This window comes from Curtobacterium sp. Leaf183, assembly GCF_001424385.1.
Classification (GTDB): domain Bacteria; phylum Actinomycetota; class Actinomycetes; order Actinomycetales; family Microbacteriaceae; genus Curtobacterium.
Window position 1 is genome coordinate 577,997 of record NZ_LMPO01000009.1, and the last position, 22,675, is coordinate 600,671.

The window sequence follows — 22,675 nt, forward strand, 5'->3', positions numbered from 1 at the left end:
TGGGTGAATGGCCGTCCTCCCGATCCGGATCACCGGTGAACCCGTCCTGCACGACCCCGCGACCGAGGTCACCGCCTTCGACGACGAACTGCGCGCGCTGGTCGCGGACATGTTCGAGACGATGGACCTGGCGCCAGGCGTGGGACTGGCCGGGCCGCAGGTGGGTGTCGGCAAGCGGCTGTTCGTGTACTCATTCGTCGATGATGCCGAGGTGCAGTGGCGCGGCGTGGCGATCAATCCGGTCCTGTGGATCACTCCCCCGGAACCCGAGTCGGTGGAGGAGCTCGACGAGGACGAGGAGTCCGAGGGCTGTCTCTCGATCCCGGGGCTTCGCTTCCCGCTCCGACGCTCCGAGGGCGCGCTGCTCCGGGCCGTCGACGAGCACGGTGCCCCCTTCGAGATCGAGGCACACGGGTGGCTCGCGCGGGTCTTCCAGCACGAGTACGACCACCTCGACGGGCTGCTCTACGCCGACCGACTCGTCCACCCGTACGCCAAGCAGGTCCAGAAGGCCGTCAAGAAGCACAGCTGGGGCGGACCCGGTCAGTCGTGGCTGCCCGGCCGCGACCACCCCGAGGGCTGAACGCCCGCAGGCAGACCGCAACCAGCCCGGAGCCGGCACGGACTGGAGGCCCGGCTCAGCCCCGGTATGCCGCCAACGCGTCCCGCAGGTGTCGCATGGCGGGATGGCCGGGGCAGTAGAGCACGAGGCCGTCGGCGACGTGCGCGGCGTCCGAGTCGCCGACGTCGGTCGACCATGGTGCTCCCGTGGTGCGGGCGCAGGTCGTCGCCAGTTCCTCGAGCGTCGCGGCTCCGTCGGTGGCCTCGACCGCGGCCTGCTGCTGCGCGGACATCTCCGTGCCGGTGATGCGCTCGGCGCGGCACCCCGTGCGGTCGTCCTGCCACACGGCGGAGTACGTCGTGTAGGTCTCGGTCCGTTCGGCGTCCCCGGAGTCACACACGAACGCGAACACGATCGGCGACGTCCCCGACGGCGTCACCTCGGTGGAGGCTGCACTGTCGACCGACTCGTCCGGCTCGGACTCGGCGCCCGCGGTGCAGCCGACCAGGAGGGCGACCACCGCAACGCAGAGCACTGCGGCGGCGGATCGACGGAGGACGGGCACCTGTGAACGCTAACAGGTTCGACCGGGGACCCAGCCGGGAACATCATCGACAGAAACGAAGAGGCCCCCACCGCGGACGGTGAGGGCCTGACGCTCCCCGAGTTGGACTCGAACCAACAACCTGCCGGTTAACAGCCGGCTGCTCTGCCAATTGAGCTATCGAGGATCAGCTGCCGTTCCGGACGAACCGGCCTGGACAACGCACACGAGCATAGCAGGAGATGCGCCCGTGCCCGCGCATCGGACGTGCACCCCGGGCGTGCCGCCGGTCAGTACCCCGCGACCGGGTCGACCACGCCGACGAAGCCCTCGCCCGCACCGCCGAGGAACGCGGTCACGTTCACCCGCACCCGCTCGGCGAGCAGCGGCTCCACCATCTCCGGCGTGTCTGCCTGGTGCGGCGTGATGACCGCCCCGGGCGTGTCCCACAGCGGGTGCCCGTCGGGCAGGGGTTCCGGGTCGGTGACGTCGACCCCGGCGCCGGCGATCTCCCCCGTGCGCAGGGCCTCGACGAGGGCATCCGTGTCGACCAGGCCACCACGGGCGATGTTCACGAGTCGTGCCGAGGGCTTCATGATCGAGAACTGGTGGGCGCCGAGCAGCTTCGCGGTGCCCGAGGTCATCGCGGCGGCGATCATCACGACGTCGGCGTCCGGCAGCACGGCGTCGAGCTGGTCGGTGGTCACGGTGCGCGCCGCGCCCTCCACCGGGGACGACGAGCGCCGGACGACCGTCACGTCCACGTCGAAGGGCGCGAGCAGTCGCAGGTACTCGAGCGCGATGCCACCGGCGCCGATGACGACGACGCGGCGGCCGTACAGCGACACGCCCTCCGGCTCGGTCGCCCACGACGAGGCACGGGCCCGGGCTGGCAGCACCCGGAGCGTCGCGAGGGTCAACGCCAGCGCGTGCTCGGCGACCGGTTCGGCGTAGGCGCCCTTGGCCGAGGTGAACAGCACGGTGTCGCCGTGCGCGCCGATCAGGTCCGCGAAGGCGTCGACCCCGGCGAACGGCAGCTGCACCCAGGAGACCGCGGGTGCGGCGTCGAGGGCGTCCTGCAGGCCGGACGGGTCACGCGGGTCGAGCCAGACGATGCCACGGGTGTCACCGTCCAGTGCGGCGACGGTGCCGCCGGCGCCGGTGACGGCCGACACGTGCAGGTCGGTCGGCTTCGGCAGGATCGCGATCGGACCCGGGGCCGGCGGGGCCACGGGCAGCGGCGCTCCGGCGTCGGTGACGACGGCTCGGTGGCCGCGGGGCTGGACGTCGGTGTCGGTCACGCGTTCTCCTGTCGGGGTGCACGGGCGCCGGTGCCGGCGGCCGCGGGGGACGATGCTGCTGCAGCGGACGGCGCCGCGGACCGGCGCGGAGCCGCCTGGGCACCGGCGGGACGCTTGACGGGGCGCGCGGCGGTCGCCGCGAGGGTCCGCACGTAGGGGTCGACGGGGCTGTCGAGCACCTCGTCGAACGTGCCGAGCCCGACCAGGCGGCCCTCGCTCATGACGGCGACGCGGTCGGCGAGGGCACGGGCCTCGCGCAGGTCGCTCGACACGACGACCGCCGAGAACTGCCGGTTGCGCTGGAGTCCGGCCAGGGCCTCGAGCACGGCCTGGCGCACCAGCACGTCCACGCCACGAGCGGGCTCGTCGGCCACGAGCAGCTCCGGTTCGAGGACGAGTGCCTGGGCCAGGGCGACGCGTTGCCGCTGTCCGCTCGAGAGTTCCCACGTGTTGAGCCGCATCACCCCGAGCGGCAGGTGCACCGCGTCGACCAACCGGGCGACGATCAGGCCGGCCTCTTTCCGGTCGAACCGGCGGTCGCGGGCGTAGATCGGCTCGGCGATGGCCTCGCCCACCGTGAGGTCGGGGCTGAGGCGGTCGGCGGCGTCCTGGGACAGGTAGCCGATCCGACCGGTCAGGCGCGCGAGCCGGCGGGACGAGGCCCGCAGTCCGCGCATCGGCTGGCCGAGGACGGTGAGTTCCCCGCCGACGATGTGCCGTCGGTGCGCACCCTCGCCCTCGCCGCGCGCTCCGAGCTGCCCGGCGACCGCGGCGGCGAAGCTCGACTTCCCCGAGCCGGACTCACCCAGGACCGCCAGGATCTCGCCGCTCCGCACGGTCAGGCTCACGCCACCGACGGCTCGGATCGGCCGGGACCCGGGGACCCGGTACTCGATGGAGACGTCGTCCGCGACGACGGTCGGGTCGTTCAGCCCGATCATGGAACCCCTTCCGCGCCGCCCCCTGGCGGCGCAGCGCGGACCGCATCGGTCCGCGCGACGGACGTCGTGCACCGGAGCTGCCTGCCTGGAGGCGCGACCCGCGTCGTCAACGCGGGTGCGGCCTCCAGGGAGGTCGGTCCGGACCCGTTCCTGCAGGGAGCAGGTGGGTCAGGCTCCGGCCTGCTCCAGTCGCTCAAGCGTACGCCGTCGCTCGGCCTGCTCGACGGGGTCGGGCACCGGCAGCGACGCCAGCAGGCGCTGCGTGTACGGATGCTGCGGCGCGCCGAGCACCTGGGCAGTGGTGCCCGTCTCGACCAGGTCGCCGCGGTACAGCACCGCGATCCGGTCGGAGAGCGCTCCGACGACGGCGAGGTCGTGGCTGATGAACAGCGACGCGAACCCGAAGTCCTGCTGCAGCTCGAGGAAGAGCTCCAGCACGCGGGCCTGCACCGAGACGTCGAGCGCGCTCGTCGGCTCGTCGGCGATGAGCAGCTTCGGCCGCAGCGCGAGCGACCGGGCGAGCGACGCACGCTGTCGCTGCCCGCCGGAGAGCTCGTGCGGGTACCGGTCGCCGTACGCGGCGGGGAGCTGCACGGCCTCCATGAGCTCGTCGACCTGCTTGCGAGCCGCACGCGGGGACGACGCGACACCGTGCACGATGAGCGGCTCGGCGACGCACTCGGCGATCGTCAGCAGCGGGTTGAACGACGTCGCCGGGTCCTGGAACACGAACCCGATGTCCTTGCGCAGCCGCTTGAAGTCCCGCTCGCGGTAGCCGAGCATCTCCTGCCCGAGCACCCGGAGCGAGCCGCCGGTGACCTTCGTCAGCCCAGCCATCGCCCGGCCGATGGTCGTCTTGCCGGAACCGGACTCCCCCACGAGTCCCAGGACCTCGCCGGGTCGGATGGCCAGGTCGACGCCCTTGACCGCGCGGAACGCCGGGCTGCCGAGACGGCCGGGGTACTCGATCTCGAGCGCCGTCGCCTGGACGACCGGCTCGACGTCCTCCGCGATGATGGCGCGCCGGGCGACGCCGGTGCTCGCCTCGAGACGCGGGACCGCGGCCAGCAGGCGCTTCGTGTAGTCGGCCTGCGGGTTGCCGAACAGCTCGGCGACCGGGGCCTCTTCGACGATCTCGCCCTGGTACATCACGGCCACGCGGTCGGCCAGGTCGGCGACCACGCCCATGTTGTGGGTGATGATCACGATCGCCGCGCCGAACTCGTCCCGGCACCGGCGCAGCAGGTCGAGGATCTCTGCCTGCACGGTCACGTCGAGGGCGGTCGTCGGCTCGTCCGCGATGATCACGCTCGGTTCGAGGGCGAGCGCGCTCGCGATGACGACGCGCTGCTTCTGCCCGCCGGAGAACTGGTGCGGGTAGTGGTCCACCCGGTCCTCCGGGTCCGGGATGCCGACCCGGCGCAGGTACTCGATCGCCGTGGCGCGGGCGTCCTTCTTCGACACGCCGCCGTGCGCCCGCAGCCCCTCGGCGATCTGCCACCCGACCGTGAAGACCGGGTTGAGCGCGGTCGAGGGCTCCTGGAACACCATCGCGCCGGCGGTGCCGCGCAGCTCGCGGAGCTTCTGCGACCCGACCGACACCACGTCGGTGCCGTCGAGCAGCACCGCGCCGCCGAGCGTCGCGGTCTCGGGCATCAGCCGGAGCATGCTCCTGGCCGTCACCGACTTGCCCGAACCGGACTCGCCGACCAGCGCCAGGACCTCGCCGGGTCGGACGTCGATGCTCACGCCCTTGACCGCGTCGACGGCGCCCCCGTCGGTCGCGAAGGTGACCGTCAGGTCGTCGACGACGACGACCGGGTCGCCCTGGGGATCCGTGTCGGTGCCGGTCATGCTGCTGCCCCTTCCGCGGTGGTCGCCTTGTCGCGCGTGGAGACCAGCTGCTTCAGCCGCCGGCGCGCACGCAGGCGGGGATCGGAGATGTCGTTGAGGCTCTCGCCGATGAACGTGACCCCGAGGACCAGGACCACGATCGCGACACCCGGGTAGACGCCGGTCCACCAGACGCCGGACGCGACGTCGGACAGGGCACGGCTGAGGTCGTAGCCCCACTCCGCGCCAGCGGTCGGGCCGATGCCGAACCCGAGGAAGCCGAGGCCCGCCAGGGTCAGGATCGCGTCGCTCGCGTTGAGCGTCAGGATGAGCGGCAGCGACCGCGTCGAGTTCCGGAGCACGTGGCGCGTCATGATGCGCCACGGGTTCGAACCGATCACGCGCGCCGACTCGACGAAGGCGTCGTTCTTCAGGCGGACGGCCTCAGCGCGGACGACGCGGAAGTACTGCGGCACGTAGACCACGGTGATCGAGATCGCCGCCGCGAGGATGCCACCCTGGTAGCTCGAGTTGCCGCCGGAGATCACGATCGACACGACGATCGCGAGCAGCAGCGAGGGGAACGCGAACACGGCGTCGGCCACCACGACCAGGACCCGGTCGAGCCAGCCGCCCAGGTAGCCGGAGACCATCCCGAGCAGGACGCCGATGATGATCGAGACGACGACGGCGACGATGACGACGAGCACGGCGGTCCTGGTGCCGAACACGACGCGGCTGAACACGTCGAAGCCACCGACCGTGGTGCCCCAGATGTGCTCGGCGCTCGGGGCGCCCGTGCGGGGGAAGCTCTGCCCGTCGGTGCCCTGCAGCTGGCCGAAGCCGTACGGGGCGATGAGCGGTGCGAACACGGCGACGAGCAGGTACACGGCGCAGATGACGACGCCGACGATGAGCATCGCGCGCTGCCATCCGGTGCTCTTGCGGAGCTGGACGACGACGGGGAGCCGCTTCCACAGCGGCTCGTGGCGGTCGACGAGGGTGATGTCGGACATCGTCAGAACCTCACTCTCGGGTCGATCAGCGCGGCGACGACGTCCACCACGAAGTTGGTGACGGCCACGATGACCGCGAGCATCGCGACGATGCCCTGCACCGCGACGAAGTCACGGGCGGACAGGTACTGGTTCAGCTCGAAGCCGAGCCCGCGCCAGCCGAAGGTGGTCTCCGTCAGGACCGAGCCACCCAGCAGCATCGCGATCTGCAGGCCCATCACCGTGATGATCGGCACCAGGGCGGGTCGGAAGGCGTGCGTCCGGACCAGCCGCGACTCACGGACGCCGCGCGAGCGGGCCGCGTCGACGTACTCCGAGCCGAGCGACCCGATCATGTTCGCGCGCACGAGCCGCAGGAAGATCCCGGCGGTGAGCAGACCGAGGGTCAGCGCCGGCAGCACCGCGTGCGACAGGACGTCGCCGATGATCTGCCCGTTGCCGGTCCGGATCGCGTCGATGATGTACACGCCGGTGGGGTTGTCGATCCGGTCGAGGACGAGCTGCGCGCGGGTCGACGCCCGGTCGCCGAGCGGCAGCCAGTCGAGCCACACCGAGAACACGAGCTTCAGCAGCAGGCCACCGAAGAACACGGGGGTCGCGTAGGTCAGGATCGCGAGCGCGCGGAGCAGCACGTCCGGCCACTTGTCGCGCAGGTACGCGGCGAGCATGCCGAGCGGGATGCCGAGCACGAGGGCCACGACGAGCGCGTAGAACACCAGCTCGGCCGTCGCGCCGCCGTACTGCAGGATGATCTCGGTGACCGGACGGTTGTCGGTCACCGACGAGCCGAAGTCGCCGCGGACGATCTGGCCGAGGTACTCCAGGTACTGGACGATCACCGGGCGGTCGTAGCCGGCGGCGTGCAGACGTTCCTGCAGCTGCGAGGGGGTGAGGCGTCCGCCGACGCTCGCGGTGATCGGGTTCCCGATGACGCGCATCAGGAAGAACACGAGCGTCACCAGGATGAAGACGGTCGGGAAGATGAGCAGGAAGCGGACGACGATGTAGCGACCGAGCCCGCCGCCGCTGGCACGTCGCTGTGCCGGTGGCTTGGTGGGCTCCGTGTCGACGCCAGCGGAGTTCGTGAGGGTCACGGGGTGGGGTGCCTTTCCAGTGACACGAGCAGGGGGCGCTCCTCGTGGGAGCGCCCCCTGCCCGTCGCCGGGTTACTTGGTGATGGTCCCGTAGCGGAACTTGAACGACGCGTCGAGCTCGACGCCCTTGACGTCCTTGCCGGCCACCGCGACCGACTTGCCCTGCAGCAGCGGCAGCGTCGAGATCTGCGACGCCTGACGCTCCTGCGCCTGCTCGATGATGTCCGCGCGCTTGGACTTGTCGGACTCTTCCTGCTCGTCGGCGATCAGCTTCTGGATCGTCGGGTCGTCGTAGTGGTTCTGCACGAAGTTGTCCTTCGTGAAGAACGGCGACAGGTAGTTGTCCGCGTCCGAGAAGTCCGGGAACCAGCCGAGCTGGTACTCCGGGTAGGCGTCCTTCGTGCGCTCGGTGGCGTAGGTCGTGTAGACCGTCGACTGGATGTTCACGGTGAACAGACCCGAGGCCTCGAGCTGCGACTTCAGCAGCGCGTACTCGTCATCGGACGCCGAACCGTAGTGGTCCGGTGCGTACTGGATGTTGAGCTCGATCTTGCCGTCGACACCGGCGTCCGACAGGGTCTGCTTCGCCTTGTCGACGTCCGGTGCGCCGCCGCCGTCGCCGTACATCGACTTGAACGGCGTCGCGGCACCCGTCAGCCCGTCCGGCACCATCGAGTACACGGGCGAGTAGGTGTCGTTGTAGACCTCCTTCGCCAGGGCGCTCCGGTCGACGACGTCGGCGACGGCCTGGCGGACGGCCAGGGCCTTCGCCTCGTCGGCGTCGCTCTGCCCGGTGCCGAAGGGCTGGGTCTTGAAGTTGAAGACCACGTAGCGGATCTCGCCGCCGGGACCGTCGATGACCTGGAGCTTGCTGTCCTTGCGGAGCGAGGTGATGTCGGTCGGCGTCAGCGAGCGGTACGCCACGTCGACGTCGCCCTTCTGCACGGCCAGCTTCAGGTCGGTCTCCTTGGTGAAGTACTGGGCGGTGACGTCCTTGGTCTTCGCCTTGTCGAGCACGCCGTCGTACTTGTCGTTCGCCTCGTAGGAGATCAGGTCGTTCTCCTTGTAGGACTTGATCACGTACTGGCCGGCGAACGCGTTGCCCTTGACGATGTCGTCGGCGCTCGTGAGCTTGGTGGCCGAGAAGACGTCCTCGTCGACGATCGGGCCGGCCGGGCTGGACAGCACCTGCGGCCAGGTCTGGTCCGCGTGGTCGAGGTGGAAGACGACCGTCGTGGCGTTCGGCGTGTCGATGCTCTTGAGGTTCGCGAGCAGCGACTGCGGGCCGTTCGGGTTGTTGATCTTGATCTCGCGGTTGAACGAGAACTTGACGTCGCTCGAGGTCAGCTTGTTGCCGTTGGCGAACTCGAGGCCCTTCTTGAGCGTGACCTCGTACGTCGTGGGGTCGGTGAACTCGCCCTTCGTGGCGATGTCCGGCTTGACGTCGGGGCTGCCCGTCGGGGTGTTCATCAGGAACGGGAACACCTGGTTCTGGACGGCGAACGAGCCGTTGTCGTACGAGCCCGCCGGGTCGAGCGACGTGATCTTGTCGGTCGTGCCGATGATCAGGCCGTTCAGGTCGCCGGAGCCGCCGCTGCCGCCGCCCGCGCAGCCGGTCAGCACCAGCGCCGTCGCTGCTGCTCCGGCGCCGAGCGCGAGGGCGCGCTTGCCCCACGTGGCGCGGTGGTTCGTGAACACGGATGCCATGTCCGATGCCTCTCTGGTGGTGGTTGCAGGGACCCTGGACGGAGGGTGGTTCGACTGTGTGACCGACCAGGGACACTCATTGAGAGACACCCTGCCACGGAACTTCTTCCACCGGGGGCGATTCTGTTACACCGCTGTAACGCAGCAGTCGTGCGTATGCCGCATGATTCCGCCACTGGAGTTCGGCGCGTCGCGCAGCTTCGTTGCGCCGCGCACCACGGCGGGGTTTGCTCGACGTCGCCCGACATGCCCTTCATGTTCGGCGAGGTCGCACCATCGGTCGCCTCGCGCTCCGGCGGGCGGCACGTCGTGCGACCCCGACGATGCGCCGACGGCGCGTCATGCGACCTCGGGACGACCGCAAGGACCCCGCGACGACCCGCGAACACCCCGCGACGGCCGCCGATCCGGGCCTGGGGGCACGCGAGGACGGCGAGCGGTCAGGACGCCTCGGCGTCAGCGCGCAGCCGCATCCGCTGCGCGTCGAGGTCGACGAGCTGACGCTGGATCTCGCCGCGACGCTCGGCGTTCTCGTTCGGGTCGGCACGCTGCAGCTGCCCGAGCAACGACGCCTTGCGCGCCAGCAGGTCGCGCTCGACCAGCGCCACGACGATGCCCCGGCAGTAGATCGCCAGGTCCTCGTCGTTGCGGGCGGGGATCGGCGCGAGCGCGAGCTCGGACACCAGGCCCCGGACCGGTGCTGGCACGTCCGAGGACAGACGGTCGAGCCAGTCGCTCCCGCCGAGCGCGTCGACGTTCGCGACGACGGCGTCGCGCACCACGGCCAGCATCGGCGCGGAGAACGTGGCGGCAGCCGCCAAGCCGAGGAGCGGCGCCCCCACGGACGTCGGCTGCTGCACCATCGCCATCACCGCGTCACGCTCCATGCGCGTGATCGGGTCGTTCGGCAACGACCGGATGCCGGCGACGGGCTCGTCGATCGGCGCGACCGGCTGCGTACCGGGACCGGACTGCCCCGCGCTCGAGGATCCGTGCCCGCGGCCCTGGTCGGACGAGGCCCGCGACCGGGCACTCTCCACGGCACGACGGACGTCGCCCATCTCCATGCCGAGCCAGCCGGCGAGCTCGCGCACGTAGCCCTGGGTCAGGGAGCGGTCACGGATGCCGGCGAGCACGGGCGCTGCCGAGCGGAGGGCGCTGACCCGACCCTCGACGGTCTCGAGGTCGTGTCCGTCGAGCGTGCGCCGGATCATGAACTCGAACATCGGCCGCTTGTTCGTGACCAGCCGTCGGATCGCGTCGTCACCCCTGGCGAGCCGGAGGTCGCACGGGTCGAGTCCGCCGGGGGCGACCGCGACGTACGTCTGGGCGGCGAACCGCTGCTCTTCGGCGAAGGCTCGGGAGGCCGCACGCTGTCCGGCCTCGTCCGGGTCGAACGTGAAGACGACCTCGCCGTTGGCGTTCGGGTCACCGCCGCTGACGTCGCCGAGCATCGGGCGCAGCGACTTGATGTGGTCGACGCCGAACGACGTGCCGCACGTGGCCACCGCGGTCGTGACCCCGGCCAGGTGGCAGGCCATGACGTCGGTGTAGCCCTCGACGATGACGACCTGCTTCTGCTTGGAGATGTCACGTCGGGCCAGGTCGATGCCGTAGAGCACGTGGCTCTTGTGGTAGATCGCGGTCTCGGGGGTGTTGAGGTACTTCGGGCCCTTGTCGTCCTCGAGCAGGCGGCGCGCGCCGAAGCCGATCGTGGCCCCCGTGACGTCGCGGATCGGCCACATCAGCCGCCCACGGAACCGGTCGTACGGCGACCGGTCCCCCTGGCTGACCAGACCCGCCGCGACGATCTCGTCGAGGGTGAAGCCCTGCCCGCGCAGGTGGTCCCGCAGGACGTCGAACGACTTCGGGGCGAACCCGACGCCGAAGTGCTGCGCGGCGGCCGGGTCGAACCCACGCTCGCCCAGGAAGCGCCGGGCGGGGTCGGCCTGCGGGGTCGTGAGCTGCGCGGTGTAGAACTGCAGCGCCGCCTCGTTGGCGGCGATCAGGCGGGCACGCGTGTTGTAGTCGGTGCGGGGCCCGTCGCCCTCTTCGTAGTGGAGCGTGAAGCCGATCTTGGCGGCCATCCGCTCGACCGCTTCGGAGAAGGTCGTGTGGTCCTGCTTCATGATGAAGCTGAAGACGTCGCCGTCCTCACCGCAGCCAAAGCAGTGGTAGCGGCCGACCTGCGGGCGGACGTGGAACGACGGCGATCGCTCGTCGTGGAACGGGCAGAGGCCCTTCAACGAGCCGACCCCGGCCGACTTCAACGTGACGTAGTCACCGACGACGTCGGCGATGTTCACGCGCGCGCGGACCTCGTCGATGTCGTTCCGCACGATGAGTCCAGCCACCCCTCGATCCTAGTTCGGACCGAGGACCCCACCGACCGCTCAGACGGGGATGTGGACGGGCTCCCGCTCCCCCACGACCAGGCGCCTGTGCCACGCGATGGCGCCCTGGTCGGTCAGGCTGGCGACCTGGTCGACGACCGCTCGGTGCCGCCCGGCCTCGTCCTCGGCGGCGCGCCAGTCGGCCGCGAACCCGGGCTCGAGGGCGCGGTCCCCGCGGTCGGCCACGGCGTCGAGCAGTTCGGTCAGGATCGTGCGCTGGTCCTGGTACACCGGCTGCCGATCGCCCTGGGTCATCACGAACGCCGCCACGATGCCCTTGAGCACCGCGATCTCACCGATGATCTCGGGCGGGGTCACGACCGACGCTGCGAACCGGACCAGGGAGCCGGACGCGTAGGCCTGTCGCGTCGCACTGGTCGCGGTGCGGGCGAAGCGGCCGATCAACTGCGACGTCAGGTTCTTGAGCCGTGCCGCGTCCTGCCGGGAGCCGTCGTAGGAGGTCATCCACAGCGGCAGCGCGCGCAGGCGGTCGAACGCCTCGAGCAGTTCGTCGCGGCTGAGGTCGTCGCCGACCCACGCGTGCATGGCGGCGACGATGTCGTTCTCGCCGACGCGGTCACCGAGGGCCGCCACGTCGATGAAGCTCGCCACCACCGCGTCCTCGAAGTCGTGCACCGAGTACGCGATGTCGTCGGAGAGGTCCATGACCTGCGCCTCGATGCAGCGCTGTCGTCGGGGTGCGCCCGCACGGAGCCACTCGAACGCGTCGTGGTCGTCGTCGTAGAAGCCGAACTTGGTGCGCCCGGAGGACGCTTCGCCGACACCCTGCGAGGCCGGCCACGGGTACTTGCACGATGCGTCGAGCGACGCCCGGGTCAGGTTCAGGCCGTACGGACGGTCGTCGGACCCGTAGACCTTCGGCTCGAGCCGGGTCAGCAGCCGCAGTGTCTGCGCGTTGCCCTCGAACCCACCGATGTCAGCCGCCCAGGCGTTCACCGCGGTCTCGCCGTTGTGGCCGAACGGCGGATGACCGATGTCGTGGGCCAGGCACGCGGTGTCGACGACGTCCGGGTCGAGCCCGAGCTGGTCGGCGAGCTCGCGCCCGACCTGGGCGACCTCGAGCGAATGGGTCAACCGGTTGCGGGCGAAGTCGAGTCCGGTCGTCGGACTGAGCACCTGGGTCTTCGCAGCCAGACGCCGGAGCGCGCTGGAGTGCAGCAGCCGGGCGCGGTCACGGGCGAAGTCGCTGCGGCGGTTGCCGTGCTGCTCCGGCAACCACCGGTCGGCGTCGGCGGGCCCGTACGAGGCGGTGGCGCTCATCCGCCGCTGTGGTGCAGCTCGGCGGCGGCCAGGACCCGGCGGAAGTCGGCGTCGACGTCGCGGCTCTCGAGCCAGCGGTCGGGCAGGGCGGTGCGCTTGGGGTGTCCGGCACGGCCGCGCGGCCCCTCGGCGTCGGCGCCCGGGTACGGCGCGTCGTGGTCGAGCTGGCCCAGCAGGTCGTCGATCTCCTGCAGCGACGACGCCATGGACAGACCGGAGCGGACATCGCTGCCGATCGGGTAGCCCTTGAAGTACCAGGCCACGTGCTTGCGCATGTCCCTGCACCCCTGGTCTTCGGACCCGAAGAACTCGACGAGCAGCTCGGCGTGCCGACGGAACCCGACCGCGACCTCGCCCAGCGAGGGCATGTACCGCAGCCCCTCGCCGCGGAAGGCCGCCGCCAGGTCGCCGAACAGCCACGGACGCCCCAGGCAGCCACGCCCGACGACCACGCCGTCGCAGCCGGTCTCGTCGACCATGCGCAGCGCGTCGGCAGCGGACCAGATGTCACCGTTGCCGAGCACCGGGATGTCGGTGACGGCTTCCTTCAGCGTCGCGATGGCGGACCAGTCGGCCTGGCCGGAGTAGTGCTCGTTCGCCGTGCGGGCGTGCAGTGACACCGCGGCGACGCCGGCGTCCCGCGCGATGCGGGCGGCGTCGAGGTAGGTCAGGTGGTCGGCGTCGATGCCCTTGCGCATCTTGACCGTGACCGGGACGTCGCCGGCGGCCTTGACGGTCTTCGTCACCAGGTCGCGGAACAGGTCGGTCTTCCACGGCAGGGCAGCGCCGCCGCCCTTGCGCGTGACCTTGGGCACGGGGCACCCGAAGTTGAGGTCGATGTGGTCGGCACGGTCTTCGCCGACCAGGATCGTGGCGGCTTCGGCCACGGTGTTCGGTTCCACCCCGTAGAGCTGGATCGACCGCGGCGTCTCGGACTCGTGGTGCTGGATCAGCTGCATCGACACGGGCGTGCGCTCGACCAGCGCGCGCGAGGTGATCATCTCGCAGACGTACAGGCCCGCGCCGTACTCACGACAGAGCCGGCGGTACGCCATGTTCGTGATGCCCGCCATCGGCGCGAGCACGACCGGCACGTCGACCTCGATGGGGCCGATGCGCAGGGGCTTCCGGGGGGCTTGTGTGATCGTCATCGCCCCTCCATCCTCCCACGTCGGCGTCCGCCGGTAGCGTTCTCCACATGACCACCGACGCCATCGCCCGGTTCGACGCCGACGCAGCAGCCCGGCGCCTGCAGGTCGAGGTCGTGGAGCGTCCCGCCGCCGACTCCCTGGCCCAGGCTGCCGAGCTGCTCGGCATCGACCCGGGCGACATCGTGAAGACGCTCGTGGTGAAGCGCCACGACGGGGACTTCGTGCTGGCGCTCGTGCCCGGGGGCCGGAGCATCGCGTGGAAGAAGCTCCGCGCACTCGTCGGCGTGAACAAGCTGTCGATGCCCGACGCGGCGACGGCCCTGCAGGCCTCGGGCTACGAACGCGGCACGATCACCCCGATCGGCGCGACGGGCGACCTGCCGGTCTTCGCCGACGAACGCATCGTCGGCCGCCGCGTGGCGCTCGGGGCCGGTCGTCACGGCGCCAGCGCGTTCGTCGACGCCGATGCGCTGATCGCCGCGTACGACGCGACGGTCGCCGACATCACCGACGAGGAACCACAGCGCTAGTCCGGGACCTCTGACCAGTCGCCCTCGGCGCCGGGCACGAAGCAGGCGTCGCCCTCGCACACGGCGGCGTCCGCCAGCAGCGGCTGCAGTCCGGGCACGGCCTGGAGGACCGGTGCGGCCGCGGCGCGCACGTCCAGGTCCGTCATCGGGTCGCCGCCACGTCGGCTGCACGGTCGTCCCCGGCATGTTCCGTCGCTGACGCGACCTCGTCCGGTGTGGTCTCGCGCAGCGCGACGACCTGACGCAGGACCTGTTCGAACGCCGCCGGGTCCTGGGCGCCCGAGACGCCGTACTTGCCGTCGATCACGAAGAACGGCACGCCGTTGATGCCGTACGCCTGGGCCTGTGCCTGGTCGGCACGGACGTCGGCGACCTTGGCGTCGTCGCGCAGGGTCGCGAGGACCTCGTCGCGGTCGAGACCGACCTCGGCGGCCAGGTCCGCCAACGAGGACTCCTGCCCGACGTGCTCGCCTCGCTCGAAGTACGCGGCGAACAACCGCTCGACCATCGCGAGCTGCTTGCCGTGCTGCTTGGCCAGGTGGATGACCTGGTGCGCCTTGACCGTGTTCGTGTGGTGCATGGCGTCGAAGTCGTAGTCGAGCCCGACCGAAGCGGCGATCGCGGTCACCTGGTCGAGCATCTGCTGTGCCTGGTCGACGGGCATGCCCTTGTGGCCGGAGAGGAACTCGGCCTCGGTGCCCTCGAAGTCCACCGGGGTGTCCGGGCTGAGCTCGAAGGAGTGGTACTCGACCTCGACCGGACCGCCGAACGCGGCGACCCCGGCCTCGAACTTGCGCTTGCCGATGTAGCACCAGGGGCACGCGATGTCGGACCAGACGTCGACCTTCACAGAATCGTTCACACGACCGTCAACGCGGCCGTGCCGTCGGCATTCCCGGCAGCACGACCGCGTCGCGGAGGCGGTGGCTACGCGCCGAGCAGGCGCTGGGCCAGGTACCCCTGCAGCTGGTCGAGCGACACGCGCTCCTGGCTCATCGTGTCGCGCTCGCGCACGGTGACGGCCTTGTCGTCGAGGGTGTCGAAGTCCACCGTGATGCAGAACGGGGTGCCGATCTCGTCGTGGCGGCGGTAGCGGCGGCCGATCGCGCCGGCGTCGTCGAAGTCGACGTTCCAGACCTTGCGCAGGTCGTCGGCCAGGCCGCGGGCGACGGGCGACAGCTGCTCGTTGCGGGACAGCGGCAGCACGGCGGCCTTGACCGGGGCCAGGCGCGGGTCGAGCCGCAGCACCGTGCGCTTGTCGACGCCGCCCTTCGCGTTCGGCGCCTCGTCCTCGTGGTAGGCGTCGAGCAGGAAGGCCATGAGCGCGCGGGTCAGGCCGAACGACGGCTCGATGACGTACGGCACGTACTTCTCGTTGGCGGCCTGGTCGAAGTAGCGCAGGTCCTTGCCGGAGGACTCGATGTGGTTGTTCAGGTCGAAGTCGGTGCGGTTCGCGACGCCCATGAGCTCGCCCCACTCCGAGCCCTGGAACCCGAACCGGTACTCGATGTCGGCGGTGGCGTCGGAGTAGTGCGCGCGTTCGCCGTCCGGCACGTCGAAGCGGCGCAGGTTCTCCGGGTCGATGCCGAGGTCGGTGTACCAGGCGACCGAGTCCGCGATCCACTGCTCGTAGTGCTCCTGCGCCGAGGCCGGCGGCACGAAGTACTCGATCTCCATCTGCTCGAACTCGCGCGTGCGGAAGATGAAGTTGCCGGGGGTGATCTCGTTGCGGAACGCCTTGCCGACCTGCCCGATGCCGAACGGGGGCTTCATGCGGCTGGTCGTGACGACCTGGGCGAAGTCGACGAAGATGCCCTGCGCGGTCTCGGGGCGCAGGAAGTTCAGGCCCTCTTCCGACTCGACCGGGCCCAGGTAGGTCTTGAGCATGCCGGAGAACTCGCGGGGCTCGGTCCACTGCCCGCGGGTGCCGCAGTTCGAGCAGGCGATCTCGGCCATGCCACCCTCGGGGGCACGGCCCTTCTTGGCGGTGAAGGCCTCGATCAGGTGGTCCTCGCGGAAGCGGTGGTGGCAGTGCAGGCACTCGACCAGCGGGTCGGTGAAGGTCGCCACGTGACCGGATGCTTCCCACACCTTGCGGGGCAGGATGACGGCGGAGTCGAGGCCGACCATGTCGCCGCGACCGCGGACGAACCGCTGCCACCACTGCCGCTTGATGTTCTCCTTCAGCTCGACGCCGAGGGGCCCGTAGTCCCACGCGGAGCGGGACCCGCCGTAGATCTCACCCGACTGGAAGACGAACCCGCGGCCTTTCGCGAGGGCGATGACCGAGTCGAGACGGGAGGGCTGAGCCAAGGAGAACTCCATCAGTGTCGCCGAGCTGGGTGCCCGGTGCGGAAACGTACCCGGCAAGACTAACGGGCGAGCACCCGGGCGACCGCGTCCACGTCGGAGTCGTCGTTCCAGTGGTGGAAGGCGAGCCGCAGCCGACCGGCACGCCCCGACGCGGTGATGCCCGCGGCCGTCAGCGCTGCGAGCCCCGCGCCGGACGGATCGGGCACGGTCATGACCGCCTGCGACTGCCGCACCGCACCGAGCGCGTCCGCCAGCCGGTCCGCGAGACCGGCACCGTGCCTCCAGACCGAGGCCATGTCGAGGGATCCGACGTGCCGCAGGGCGGCGACCGCCCCGGGCCAGGCCTGCCAGGCCGGGGACACGTCGAACCGCCGGGCGTCGTCGGCGAGCCGCATGTCCGGGCCGTAGCACGAGGACCACACGTCGGCGCCCGCGTACCACCCGGCCTGCACGGGCCGCAGCCAGCCGAGCGCGTCGTCGGACATGGTCATGAAGGCGACGCCACGCGGCGCGCAGAGCCACTTGTAGGCGTGGGTGACGGTGACGTCGAACGGTGCGGCGGCGACGGGGAGCACGCCCGCGGCCTGGGTGAGGTCGCACAGCGTGCGGGCGCCGACGGCACGAGCCGCTGCGACGACGGCCGCGGAGTCGACCACCTCCCCCGTCGCGGACTGCACGGCCGACCAGGCGACCAGCGCCGTGTCCGACGTCAGCGCGGTCGACAGCGTCGCGAGCGGGACGCTCCGCACGCGGATGCCGCGGTGCGCCTGTGCCAGGAAGGGGAAGACGATCGAGCTGAAGTCGCCGTCGGGCACCACGACCTCGGCTCCGTCCGGCAGCGCCGCCGCGACGACCGCGGTCATGGTCGAGGTCTGCGAACCCGTCGCGACCCGGTCGGCAGGCACCCCGACCAGTGCCGCGAACCGCGCGCGGCCCTCCTCGACGAGCGCGCCGTAGCGCGCCGGGTCCGACGCACTGCGCCCCCACTCGTCCAGGTCGGCGCGCATGGCGGCGAGCGTGCCGTGCGTCGGCAACCCGGCCGTACAGGCGGCCAGGTACCCGTGGCCATCGACGTAGGAGTCCATGCCGCCCATGGTCCGGGAGCCCGAGCCATCACACCAGGACAGGATCCTTCGCCCTGCCATAACATCGTGTTGTGGAGACGATCGACCTGCAGCTGCTCCGTGTGCTCCGAGCCGTCGCTGACGCGGGCTCGATCACCGGGGCCGCCACCGCCCTCGGGTACAGCCAGCCCGCCGTCAGCCAGATGCTGCACCGCTCCGAGCAGCGACTCGGGCACGCGCTCGTGCTCCGCGGTGCGCGTGGCGTGACGCTCACCGAGTCCGGCCGGGTGCTCGCCGACCACGCCCTGCACGTGCAGGCCGCGCTGGCCGCCGCGCGCGAGGACTTCGACGCCGTCGGCGGCCTCACGCGCGGACGGGTGCGGATCGCCGGCTTCCCGAGCGCCTCGTCGACGCTCGTCCCCGCGATCCTGGCGACGATGGCCGCGACCGTCCCCGGTGTCAGCACCACCTACGTCGAGGTCGAGCCTCCCGAGGCGCTCGCGATGCTCCGCCGCGGCGAGGTGGACCTGGCGCTGACGTTCACGTACGTCGGTGACGAGGTCGTCGCGGACCCGACGCTGCTGACGCGCGCGATCGGGCGGGACCCGCTGGCGCTGGTCCGGGCAGGAGGCCCTGGGCCGTCGGACGCGTCCGCTGCGGACGGTCCCGTGGACGGTTCGCGGGCGTCGGCCGGGTCCGGCGCGTCCGCTGGATCCGGTCCGACGGTGGACCTGGCGTCGCTGCGTGATGCCCGCTGGATCGGCGGCTGCCCCCGCTGCCGGGGCCACCTGCTCGCCTCGTGCGCGACGGCCGGGTTCACGCCGGACATCGTGCTCGAGACCGACAACGCCGCCGCGGTCGTGGGGCTCGTCGCCGCGGGGCTCGGCGTGGCGTTGCTCCCCCGACTGGCGCTCGCGACGACGGTGATCCCCGCCGAGGTGGTGATCGACCCCGTCGACGACGACCTGGCCCGGCGCGTCGAGGTGGTCGTCGCGGCCGGGGCCGAGCGGGTGCCGAGTGTGCGGGCCACCCTCGAGGCCGTCGGTTCCGCGGCTGCACTGCTGTCGTAGCGTCCGCGTCAGCCGTTCGTCGGCGTGACGGTCTCCCGGGTACCGATCGCGGGATCGCGCCCCTCGATCATGCCGTCGGGGTGTCCACCGCACCGCCGAACCGGCGATCGCGGCGTGCGTACTCCTCCACCGCTCCCCAGAGGTCCGTCCGTCGGAAGTCCGGCCACAGCCGGTCGAGGAACACCATCTCGGCGTAGGCCGACTGCCACAGCAGGAAGTTGCTGGTGCGCTGCTCGCCCGAGCTCCGCAGGAACAGGTCCACGTCGGGCATCTCGGGCACGTACAACCGCTTGGCGATCGCCTTCTCGGTGACCTGACTCGGCTTGAGTCGACCGGCGGCGACGTCCTCGGCCAGGGAGCGCACGGCGTCCGCGATCTCGTTCCGGCCGCCGTAGTTGACGCACATCGTCAGCGTCAGGACGTCGTTGCCCGCCGTCATCTGCTCGGCGGTCTCGAGCTCGTCGATGACGCTGCGCCACAGCCGCGGACGTCGGCCGGCCCATCGCACGCGGACGCCCCACTCGTTCAGCTGGTCGCGGCGACGGCGGATCACGTCGCGGTTGAAGCCCATCAGGAACCGGACCTCCTCCGGTGACCGCTTCCAGTTCTCGGTCGAGAACGCGTAGGCGCTGATGTGCTCGACGCCGATCTGGATGCCCCCGGCGACGACGTCGAGCAACGACGCCTCGCCGGCCTTGTGCCCCTCGATGCGGGTGAGTCCGCGGCCGTTCGCCCACCGGCCGTTGCCGTCCATCACGATCGCCACGTGCTGCGGGACGAAGCGCTTGGGGATCGCGGGCGGTGTCTCGCCCGTCCAGTCGACCGGCCGGAAGGGTTCGGCGGCATCGGATCGGCGCGGGCTCATGCGGTGCGTTCCTCCTCGGTGGATGCGTCCGCGGGTGCGGGACGGGTGTGCGTGTCCGTGTGCGTGTGCGTGTGCGTGTCCGTGTCCGGCCGTCAGGACAGGTCGTGCTCGTCCGGCTGCGGGACCGGCGGCGCCGGGGTCGCAGCGACCGCTCGTGCCACCACGGCCACCCCGTCGTGCGCCGGTCCGTCGTGCGCCGGCACCGCGGCCGGACGCTCGGACCGGTCGACGTGCGGCAGGGACTTCAGCGATCGTTCCAGGTGCCACTGGGCGTACGCCGCCACCACGCCGGAGGCGCGCGACCGCGAGCGCTCGTCCGCCGCGTCGACGGTGGCCCAGTCCCCGGCCAGCAGCGAGCCGAGGATCGTCAGCGTCGTGCCGTCGAGCCGCGGTGACCCGGGAGGCGCAGCGCTGTTCGCGACGACACCGCCGAGCTGCACGACGAACGCCGAGTGCGGACCCGGCTCGCCCGTCACGGCGCAGTCCGAGAACGAGGGCGCCCACCCCGCGATGCTCATCGCCCGCAGCAGGTACGAGTCGAGCGTCGCACTCGGCATGTGCTCGCTCCTCGACAGGGAGCGCAGCGCGCCGACGAGCAACAGGTACTGCTGGAGTCCGGCGTCTGCTTCGCTGAGCCGGTCGGCCGTCTCGACCATCGCACTCGCCGCCGTGTAGGCGCCGTAGTCCGCGACGATCTGGGCGCCGTACGACCCGAGCGACTCAGCCTGCGTGACGATGTCGAGCGAGCGGCCCTCGTAGAACTGCGCGTCGACCACCATGAAGGGCTCGAGCCGGCTGCCGAACTTGGACCCGGTGCGCCGGACGCCCTTCGCCACGGCGCGGATCTTGCCGTGCTGCCGGCTGAGCATGGTGACGATGCGGTCCGCTTCGCCGAGCTTGTGGGTGCGGAGCACGACGCACTCGTCCCGGTACAGCGGCATGGACCCAGTATCCCCCGTGCCCACGACACCATGCGCCGACGGGGTCGGTGCGCACCGGGCCGACACCGGACGGGAGGCGCGGTGCGCGTCGGACCCGCACCGCGCCTCCCGGCCGTGGTGCCGTTGACCGCACGGATCGCACCCCCGCAACGACATCGCGCCCCGTCAGGACGGGGCGCGATGTGTGGAGCGGGGTGCGATGCCTAGGCGGAGACGAGCTCCGGCGCCGCGCCGGACGCGGCGCCCGCGCGGACCGCACGATTGACCGCCGAGACGATCGCCTTGAGCGAGGCGGTGGCGATGTCGGCGTCGATCCCGACGCCCCACAGGCGGACTCCGTCGACGTCGAGTTCGACGTAGGACGCCGCCTTCGCGTCACCGGAGGCGCTCATGGTGTGCTCCGAGTAGTCGTAGAGCGTCACGGCGACGCCCTGCTCCCGCATGACCGACAGGAACGCGTCGATCGGACCGGTGCCGATCGCCTCGGCCGAGACCGAGCCGTCGTCGACGCGCATCGCGACCGAGAGCGACGTGGTGCCCGCGAAGTCGCTCGACGTCGCCGTCTTGGTGATCTCGTAGCGGCCCCACTTGTCCGACTCGTCGTCGGCCGGCAGGTACTCGTCGCGGAACAGGTCCCAGATCTTCTCCGACGTGAACTCGCCGCCCTCGGTGTCGGTGCGCTGCTGCACGACGCCGGAGAACTCGATCTGCAGCTTGCGCGGCAGGTCGATCGCGTGGTCGGTCTTGAGCAGGTAGGCGACCCCGCCCTTGCCCGACTGCGAGTTGACGCGGATGACGGCCTCGTACGAGCGGCCGATGTCCTTCGGGTCGACGGGCAGGTACGGCACGGCCCACTCGACCTCGTCGATGCTCGTGCCCGCCGCGGCCGCCTTGGCCTGCATGGCGTCGAAGCCCTTCTTGATCGCGTCCTGGTGCGAGCCGCTGAACGCTGTGTAGACCAGGTCGCCGGCCCACGGCTGGCGCTCCGGCACGGGCAGCTGGTTGCAGTACTCGACCGTGCGCTTGACCTGGTCGATGTCCGCGAAGCTGATCTCCGGGTCGATGCCCTGCGTGAAGAGGTTCATGCCGAGGGCGACCAGGTCGACGTTGCCCGTGCGCTCCCCGTTGCCGAACAGGCAGCCCTCGATGCGGTCAGCGCCGGCCATGTAGCCGAGCTCCGCGGCGGCGACGGCGGTGCCGCGGTCGTTGTGCGGGTGCAGCGACAGGATCACGTCCTGCCGGTGGGCCAGGTTGCGCGACATCCACTCGATCGAGTCGGCGTAGACGTTCGGCGTCGCCATCTCGACCGTCGCCGGCAGGTTGATGATCACCTTGCGGTCGGGAGTGGGCTCGAACACCTCGAGCACCGCGTTGCAGATCTGCAGCGCGACCTCGAGCTCGGTCCCCGTGTAGGACTCCGGCGAGTACTCGTAGTAGATCGTCGTGTCGTGCTGGAGCGTCGCCTCGGCGGCCTTGCACAGCTTCGCGCCGGCCACCGCGATGTCGACGACGCCCTGCACGTCGGTGCGGAACACCACCTCGCGCTGGACGATCGACGTCGAGTTGTACAGGTGGACGATGGCCTGCTTCGCGCCGTCGATCGCCTCGTACGTCCGCTGGATCAGGTGCTCGCGCGCCTGGGTCAGGACCTGGATGGTGACGTCGTCCGGGATGGCGCCCTCGTCGATGAGGCTGCGGACGAAGTCGAAGTCGGTCTGCGAGGCGCTGGGGAACCCGACCTCGATCTCCTTGTAGCCCATGCCCACGAGCAGGTCGAACATGGCGCGCTTGCGGTCGGCGTCCATCGGGTCGATGAGTGCCTGGTTGCCGTCACGCAGGTCGACGGCACACCAGCGAGGGGCCTTGTCGATGCGCTTCGTCGGCCAGGTGCGGTCGGGCAGGTCCACGGTGATCTGCTCGTGGAAGGGGACGTACTTGTGGATCGGCATCCCGGAGGGGCGCTGGGTGTTCTGCATCGGTCGTTCGCTTTCGGTTCGTCAGGTGGTGTCGGCCGACGACAGACTCCGCGACGAGGTGGGCCGTTGTCAGGCCTCGTCGCGGCAGCGAAG

20 protein-coding genes and 1 tRNA gene are annotated in these 22,675 nt (G+C 71.0%); 3 read left to right on the top strand and 18 right to left on the bottom strand.

Going from position 1 to position 22,675, the window contains the following annotated elements:
* Positions 1 to 7 precede the first annotated feature (7 nt).
* Entirely contained in the window at positions 8 to 583 is a 576-nt protein-coding gene (gene def / locus ASG04_RS13635; protein WP_056125320.1) for a peptide deformylase, read from the top strand.
* A 55-nt stretch (positions 584 to 638) separates the two neighbouring features.
* Here the strand turns inward: def and ASG04_RS13640 are convergent, their stop codons facing one another.
* From ASG04_RS13640 to dusB, 11 genes are all read right to left on the bottom strand, one after another.
* Positions 639 to 1,127: a hypothetical protein gene (locus ASG04_RS13640; RefSeq protein WP_146245272.1), complete on the bottom strand. Its 489-nt coding sequence runs from the start codon at positions 1,125 to 1,127 to the stop codon at positions 639 to 641.
* A 93-nt stretch (positions 1,128 to 1,220) separates the two neighbouring features.
* Positions 1,221 to 1,293 (bottom strand) — tRNA-Asn (locus ASG04_RS13645).
* Between the two features lie 103 nt (positions 1,294 to 1,396).
* Entirely contained in the window at positions 1,397 to 2,407 is a 1,011-nt protein-coding gene (locus ASG04_RS13650) for a D-isomer specific 2-hydroxyacid dehydrogenase family protein (RefSeq protein ID WP_082518141.1), read from the bottom strand.
* Positions 2,404 to 3,348: an ATP-binding cassette domain-containing protein gene (locus ASG04_RS13655; protein WP_056125324.1), complete on the bottom strand. Its 945-nt coding sequence runs from the start codon at positions 3,346 to 3,348 to the stop codon at positions 2,404 to 2,406. Before ASG04_RS13655 ends, ASG04_RS13650 begins: the two co-directional genes overlap by 4 nt.
* 168 nt (positions 3,349 to 3,516) lie before the next feature.
* Positions 3,517 to 5,202 carry an ABC transporter ATP-binding protein gene (locus ASG04_RS13660; RefSeq protein ID WP_056125326.1) on the bottom strand — a complete coding sequence of 562 codons (1,686 nt, stop codon included), beginning with the start codon at positions 5,200 to 5,202 and terminating at the stop codon, positions 3,517 to 3,519.
* Positions 5,199 to 6,197: an ABC transporter permease gene (locus tag ASG04_RS13665; RefSeq protein ID WP_056125327.1), complete on the bottom strand. Its 999-nt coding sequence runs from the start codon at positions 6,195 to 6,197 to the stop codon at positions 5,199 to 5,201. Before ASG04_RS13665 ends, ASG04_RS13660 begins: the two co-directional genes overlap by 4 nt.
* 2 nt (positions 6,198 to 6,199) lie before the next feature.
* Positions 6,200 to 7,291: an ABC transporter permease gene (locus tag ASG04_RS13670; protein ID WP_056125330.1), complete on the bottom strand. Its 1,092-nt coding sequence runs from the start codon at positions 7,289 to 7,291 to the stop codon at positions 6,200 to 6,202.
* A 72-nt stretch (positions 7,292 to 7,363) separates the two neighbouring features.
* Positions 7,364 to 8,998 carry an ABC transporter substrate-binding protein gene (locus tag ASG04_RS13675; protein ID WP_056125332.1) on the bottom strand — a complete coding sequence of 545 codons (1,635 nt, stop codon included), beginning with the start codon at positions 8,996 to 8,998 and terminating at the stop codon, positions 7,364 to 7,366.
* A gap of 440 nt (positions 8,999 to 9,438) precedes the next feature.
* Positions 9,439 to 11,352, bottom strand: coding sequence for a DNA primase (dnaG, locus tag ASG04_RS13680; RefSeq protein WP_056125333.1), 1,914 nt, complete (start codon positions 11,350 to 11,352; stop codon positions 9,439 to 9,441).
* Positions 11,353 to 11,391: 39 nt separating this feature from the next.
* Positions 11,392 to 12,672 (bottom strand): deoxyguanosinetriphosphate triphosphohydrolase, encoded by a 1,281-nt coding sequence (locus ASG04_RS13685; RefSeq protein ID WP_056125335.1) that lies wholly within the window; start codon positions 12,670 to 12,672, stop codon positions 11,392 to 11,394.
* Entirely contained in the window at positions 12,669 to 13,823 is a 1,155-nt protein-coding gene (gene dusB, locus ASG04_RS13690; protein ID WP_056125337.1) for a tRNA dihydrouridine synthase DusB, read from the bottom strand. Before dusB ends, ASG04_RS13685 begins: the two co-directional genes overlap by 4 nt.
* Before the next feature lie 47 nt (positions 13,824 to 13,870).
* Between dusB and ASG04_RS13695 the strand changes: the two genes are divergently transcribed.
* Positions 13,871 to 14,353 carry an aminoacyl-tRNA deacylase gene (locus ASG04_RS13695; protein WP_056125342.1) on the top strand — a complete coding sequence of 161 codons (483 nt, stop codon included), beginning with the start codon at positions 13,871 to 13,873 and terminating at the stop codon, positions 14,351 to 14,353.
* On the opposite strand, the gene ASG04_RS17490 is transcribed toward ASG04_RS13695, so the two are convergent.
* The 4 genes from ASG04_RS17490 to ASG04_RS13710 all read right to left on the bottom strand — a co-directional run bounded on the left by ASG04_RS17490 (position 14,350) and on the right by ASG04_RS13710 (position 17,751).
* A complete protein-coding gene (locus ASG04_RS17490; RefSeq protein ID WP_156463673.1) occupies positions 14,350 to 14,499 on the bottom strand; it encodes a hypothetical protein in 150 nt (49 codons plus the stop codon). The genes ASG04_RS13695 and ASG04_RS17490 overlap by 4 nt on opposite strands.
* The gene (locus ASG04_RS13700) at positions 14,496 to 15,215 is read right to left on the bottom strand and encodes a DsbA family protein (protein ID WP_056125344.1); all 720 of its coding nucleotides are present in this window, start codon (positions 15,213 to 15,215) and stop codon (positions 14,496 to 14,498) included. Before ASG04_RS13700 ends, ASG04_RS17490 begins: the two co-directional genes overlap by 4 nt.
* Before the next feature lie 65 nt (positions 15,216 to 15,280).
* On the bottom strand, positions 15,281 to 16,666 hold the full coding sequence (locus tag ASG04_RS13705) for a glycine--tRNA ligase (RefSeq protein WP_056125832.1): 1,386 nt from the start codon (positions 16,664 to 16,666) through the stop codon (positions 15,281 to 15,283).
* Positions 16,667 to 16,725: 59 nt separating this feature from the next.
* On the bottom strand, positions 16,726 to 17,751 hold the full coding sequence (locus tag ASG04_RS13710; RefSeq protein ID WP_082518212.1) for an aminotransferase class V-fold PLP-dependent enzyme: 1,026 nt from the start codon (positions 17,749 to 17,751) through the stop codon (positions 16,726 to 16,728).
* Positions 17,752 to 17,822: 71 nt separating this feature from the next.
* On the opposite strand from ASG04_RS13710, the gene ASG04_RS13715 reads away from it, so the two are divergent.
* Positions 17,823 to 18,800: a LysR family transcriptional regulator gene (locus ASG04_RS13715; protein WP_056125348.1), complete on the top strand. Its 978-nt coding sequence runs from the start codon at positions 17,823 to 17,825 to the stop codon at positions 18,798 to 18,800.
* A 67-nt stretch (positions 18,801 to 18,867) separates the two neighbouring features.
* Here ASG04_RS13715 and ASG04_RS13720 read toward each other — a convergent pair whose 3' ends face one another.
* The 3 genes from ASG04_RS13720 to leuA form a co-directional block, all read right to left on the bottom strand.
* On the bottom strand, positions 18,868 to 19,665 hold the full coding sequence (locus tag ASG04_RS13720; protein ID WP_056125350.1) for an isoprenyl transferase: 798 nt from the start codon (positions 19,663 to 19,665) through the stop codon (positions 18,868 to 18,870).
* A 92-nt stretch (positions 19,666 to 19,757) separates the two neighbouring features.
* Positions 19,758 to 20,606 (bottom strand): DNA repair protein RecO, encoded by an 849-nt coding sequence (gene recO / locus ASG04_RS13725; protein ID WP_056125352.1) that lies wholly within the window; start codon positions 20,604 to 20,606, stop codon positions 19,758 to 19,760.
* 203 nt (positions 20,607 to 20,809) lie between these two features.
* Entirely contained in the window at positions 20,810 to 22,582 is a 1,773-nt protein-coding gene (leuA, locus tag ASG04_RS13730) for a 2-isopropylmalate synthase (RefSeq protein ID WP_056125355.1), read from the bottom strand.
* Positions 22,583 to 22,675: the final 93 nt, after the last annotated feature.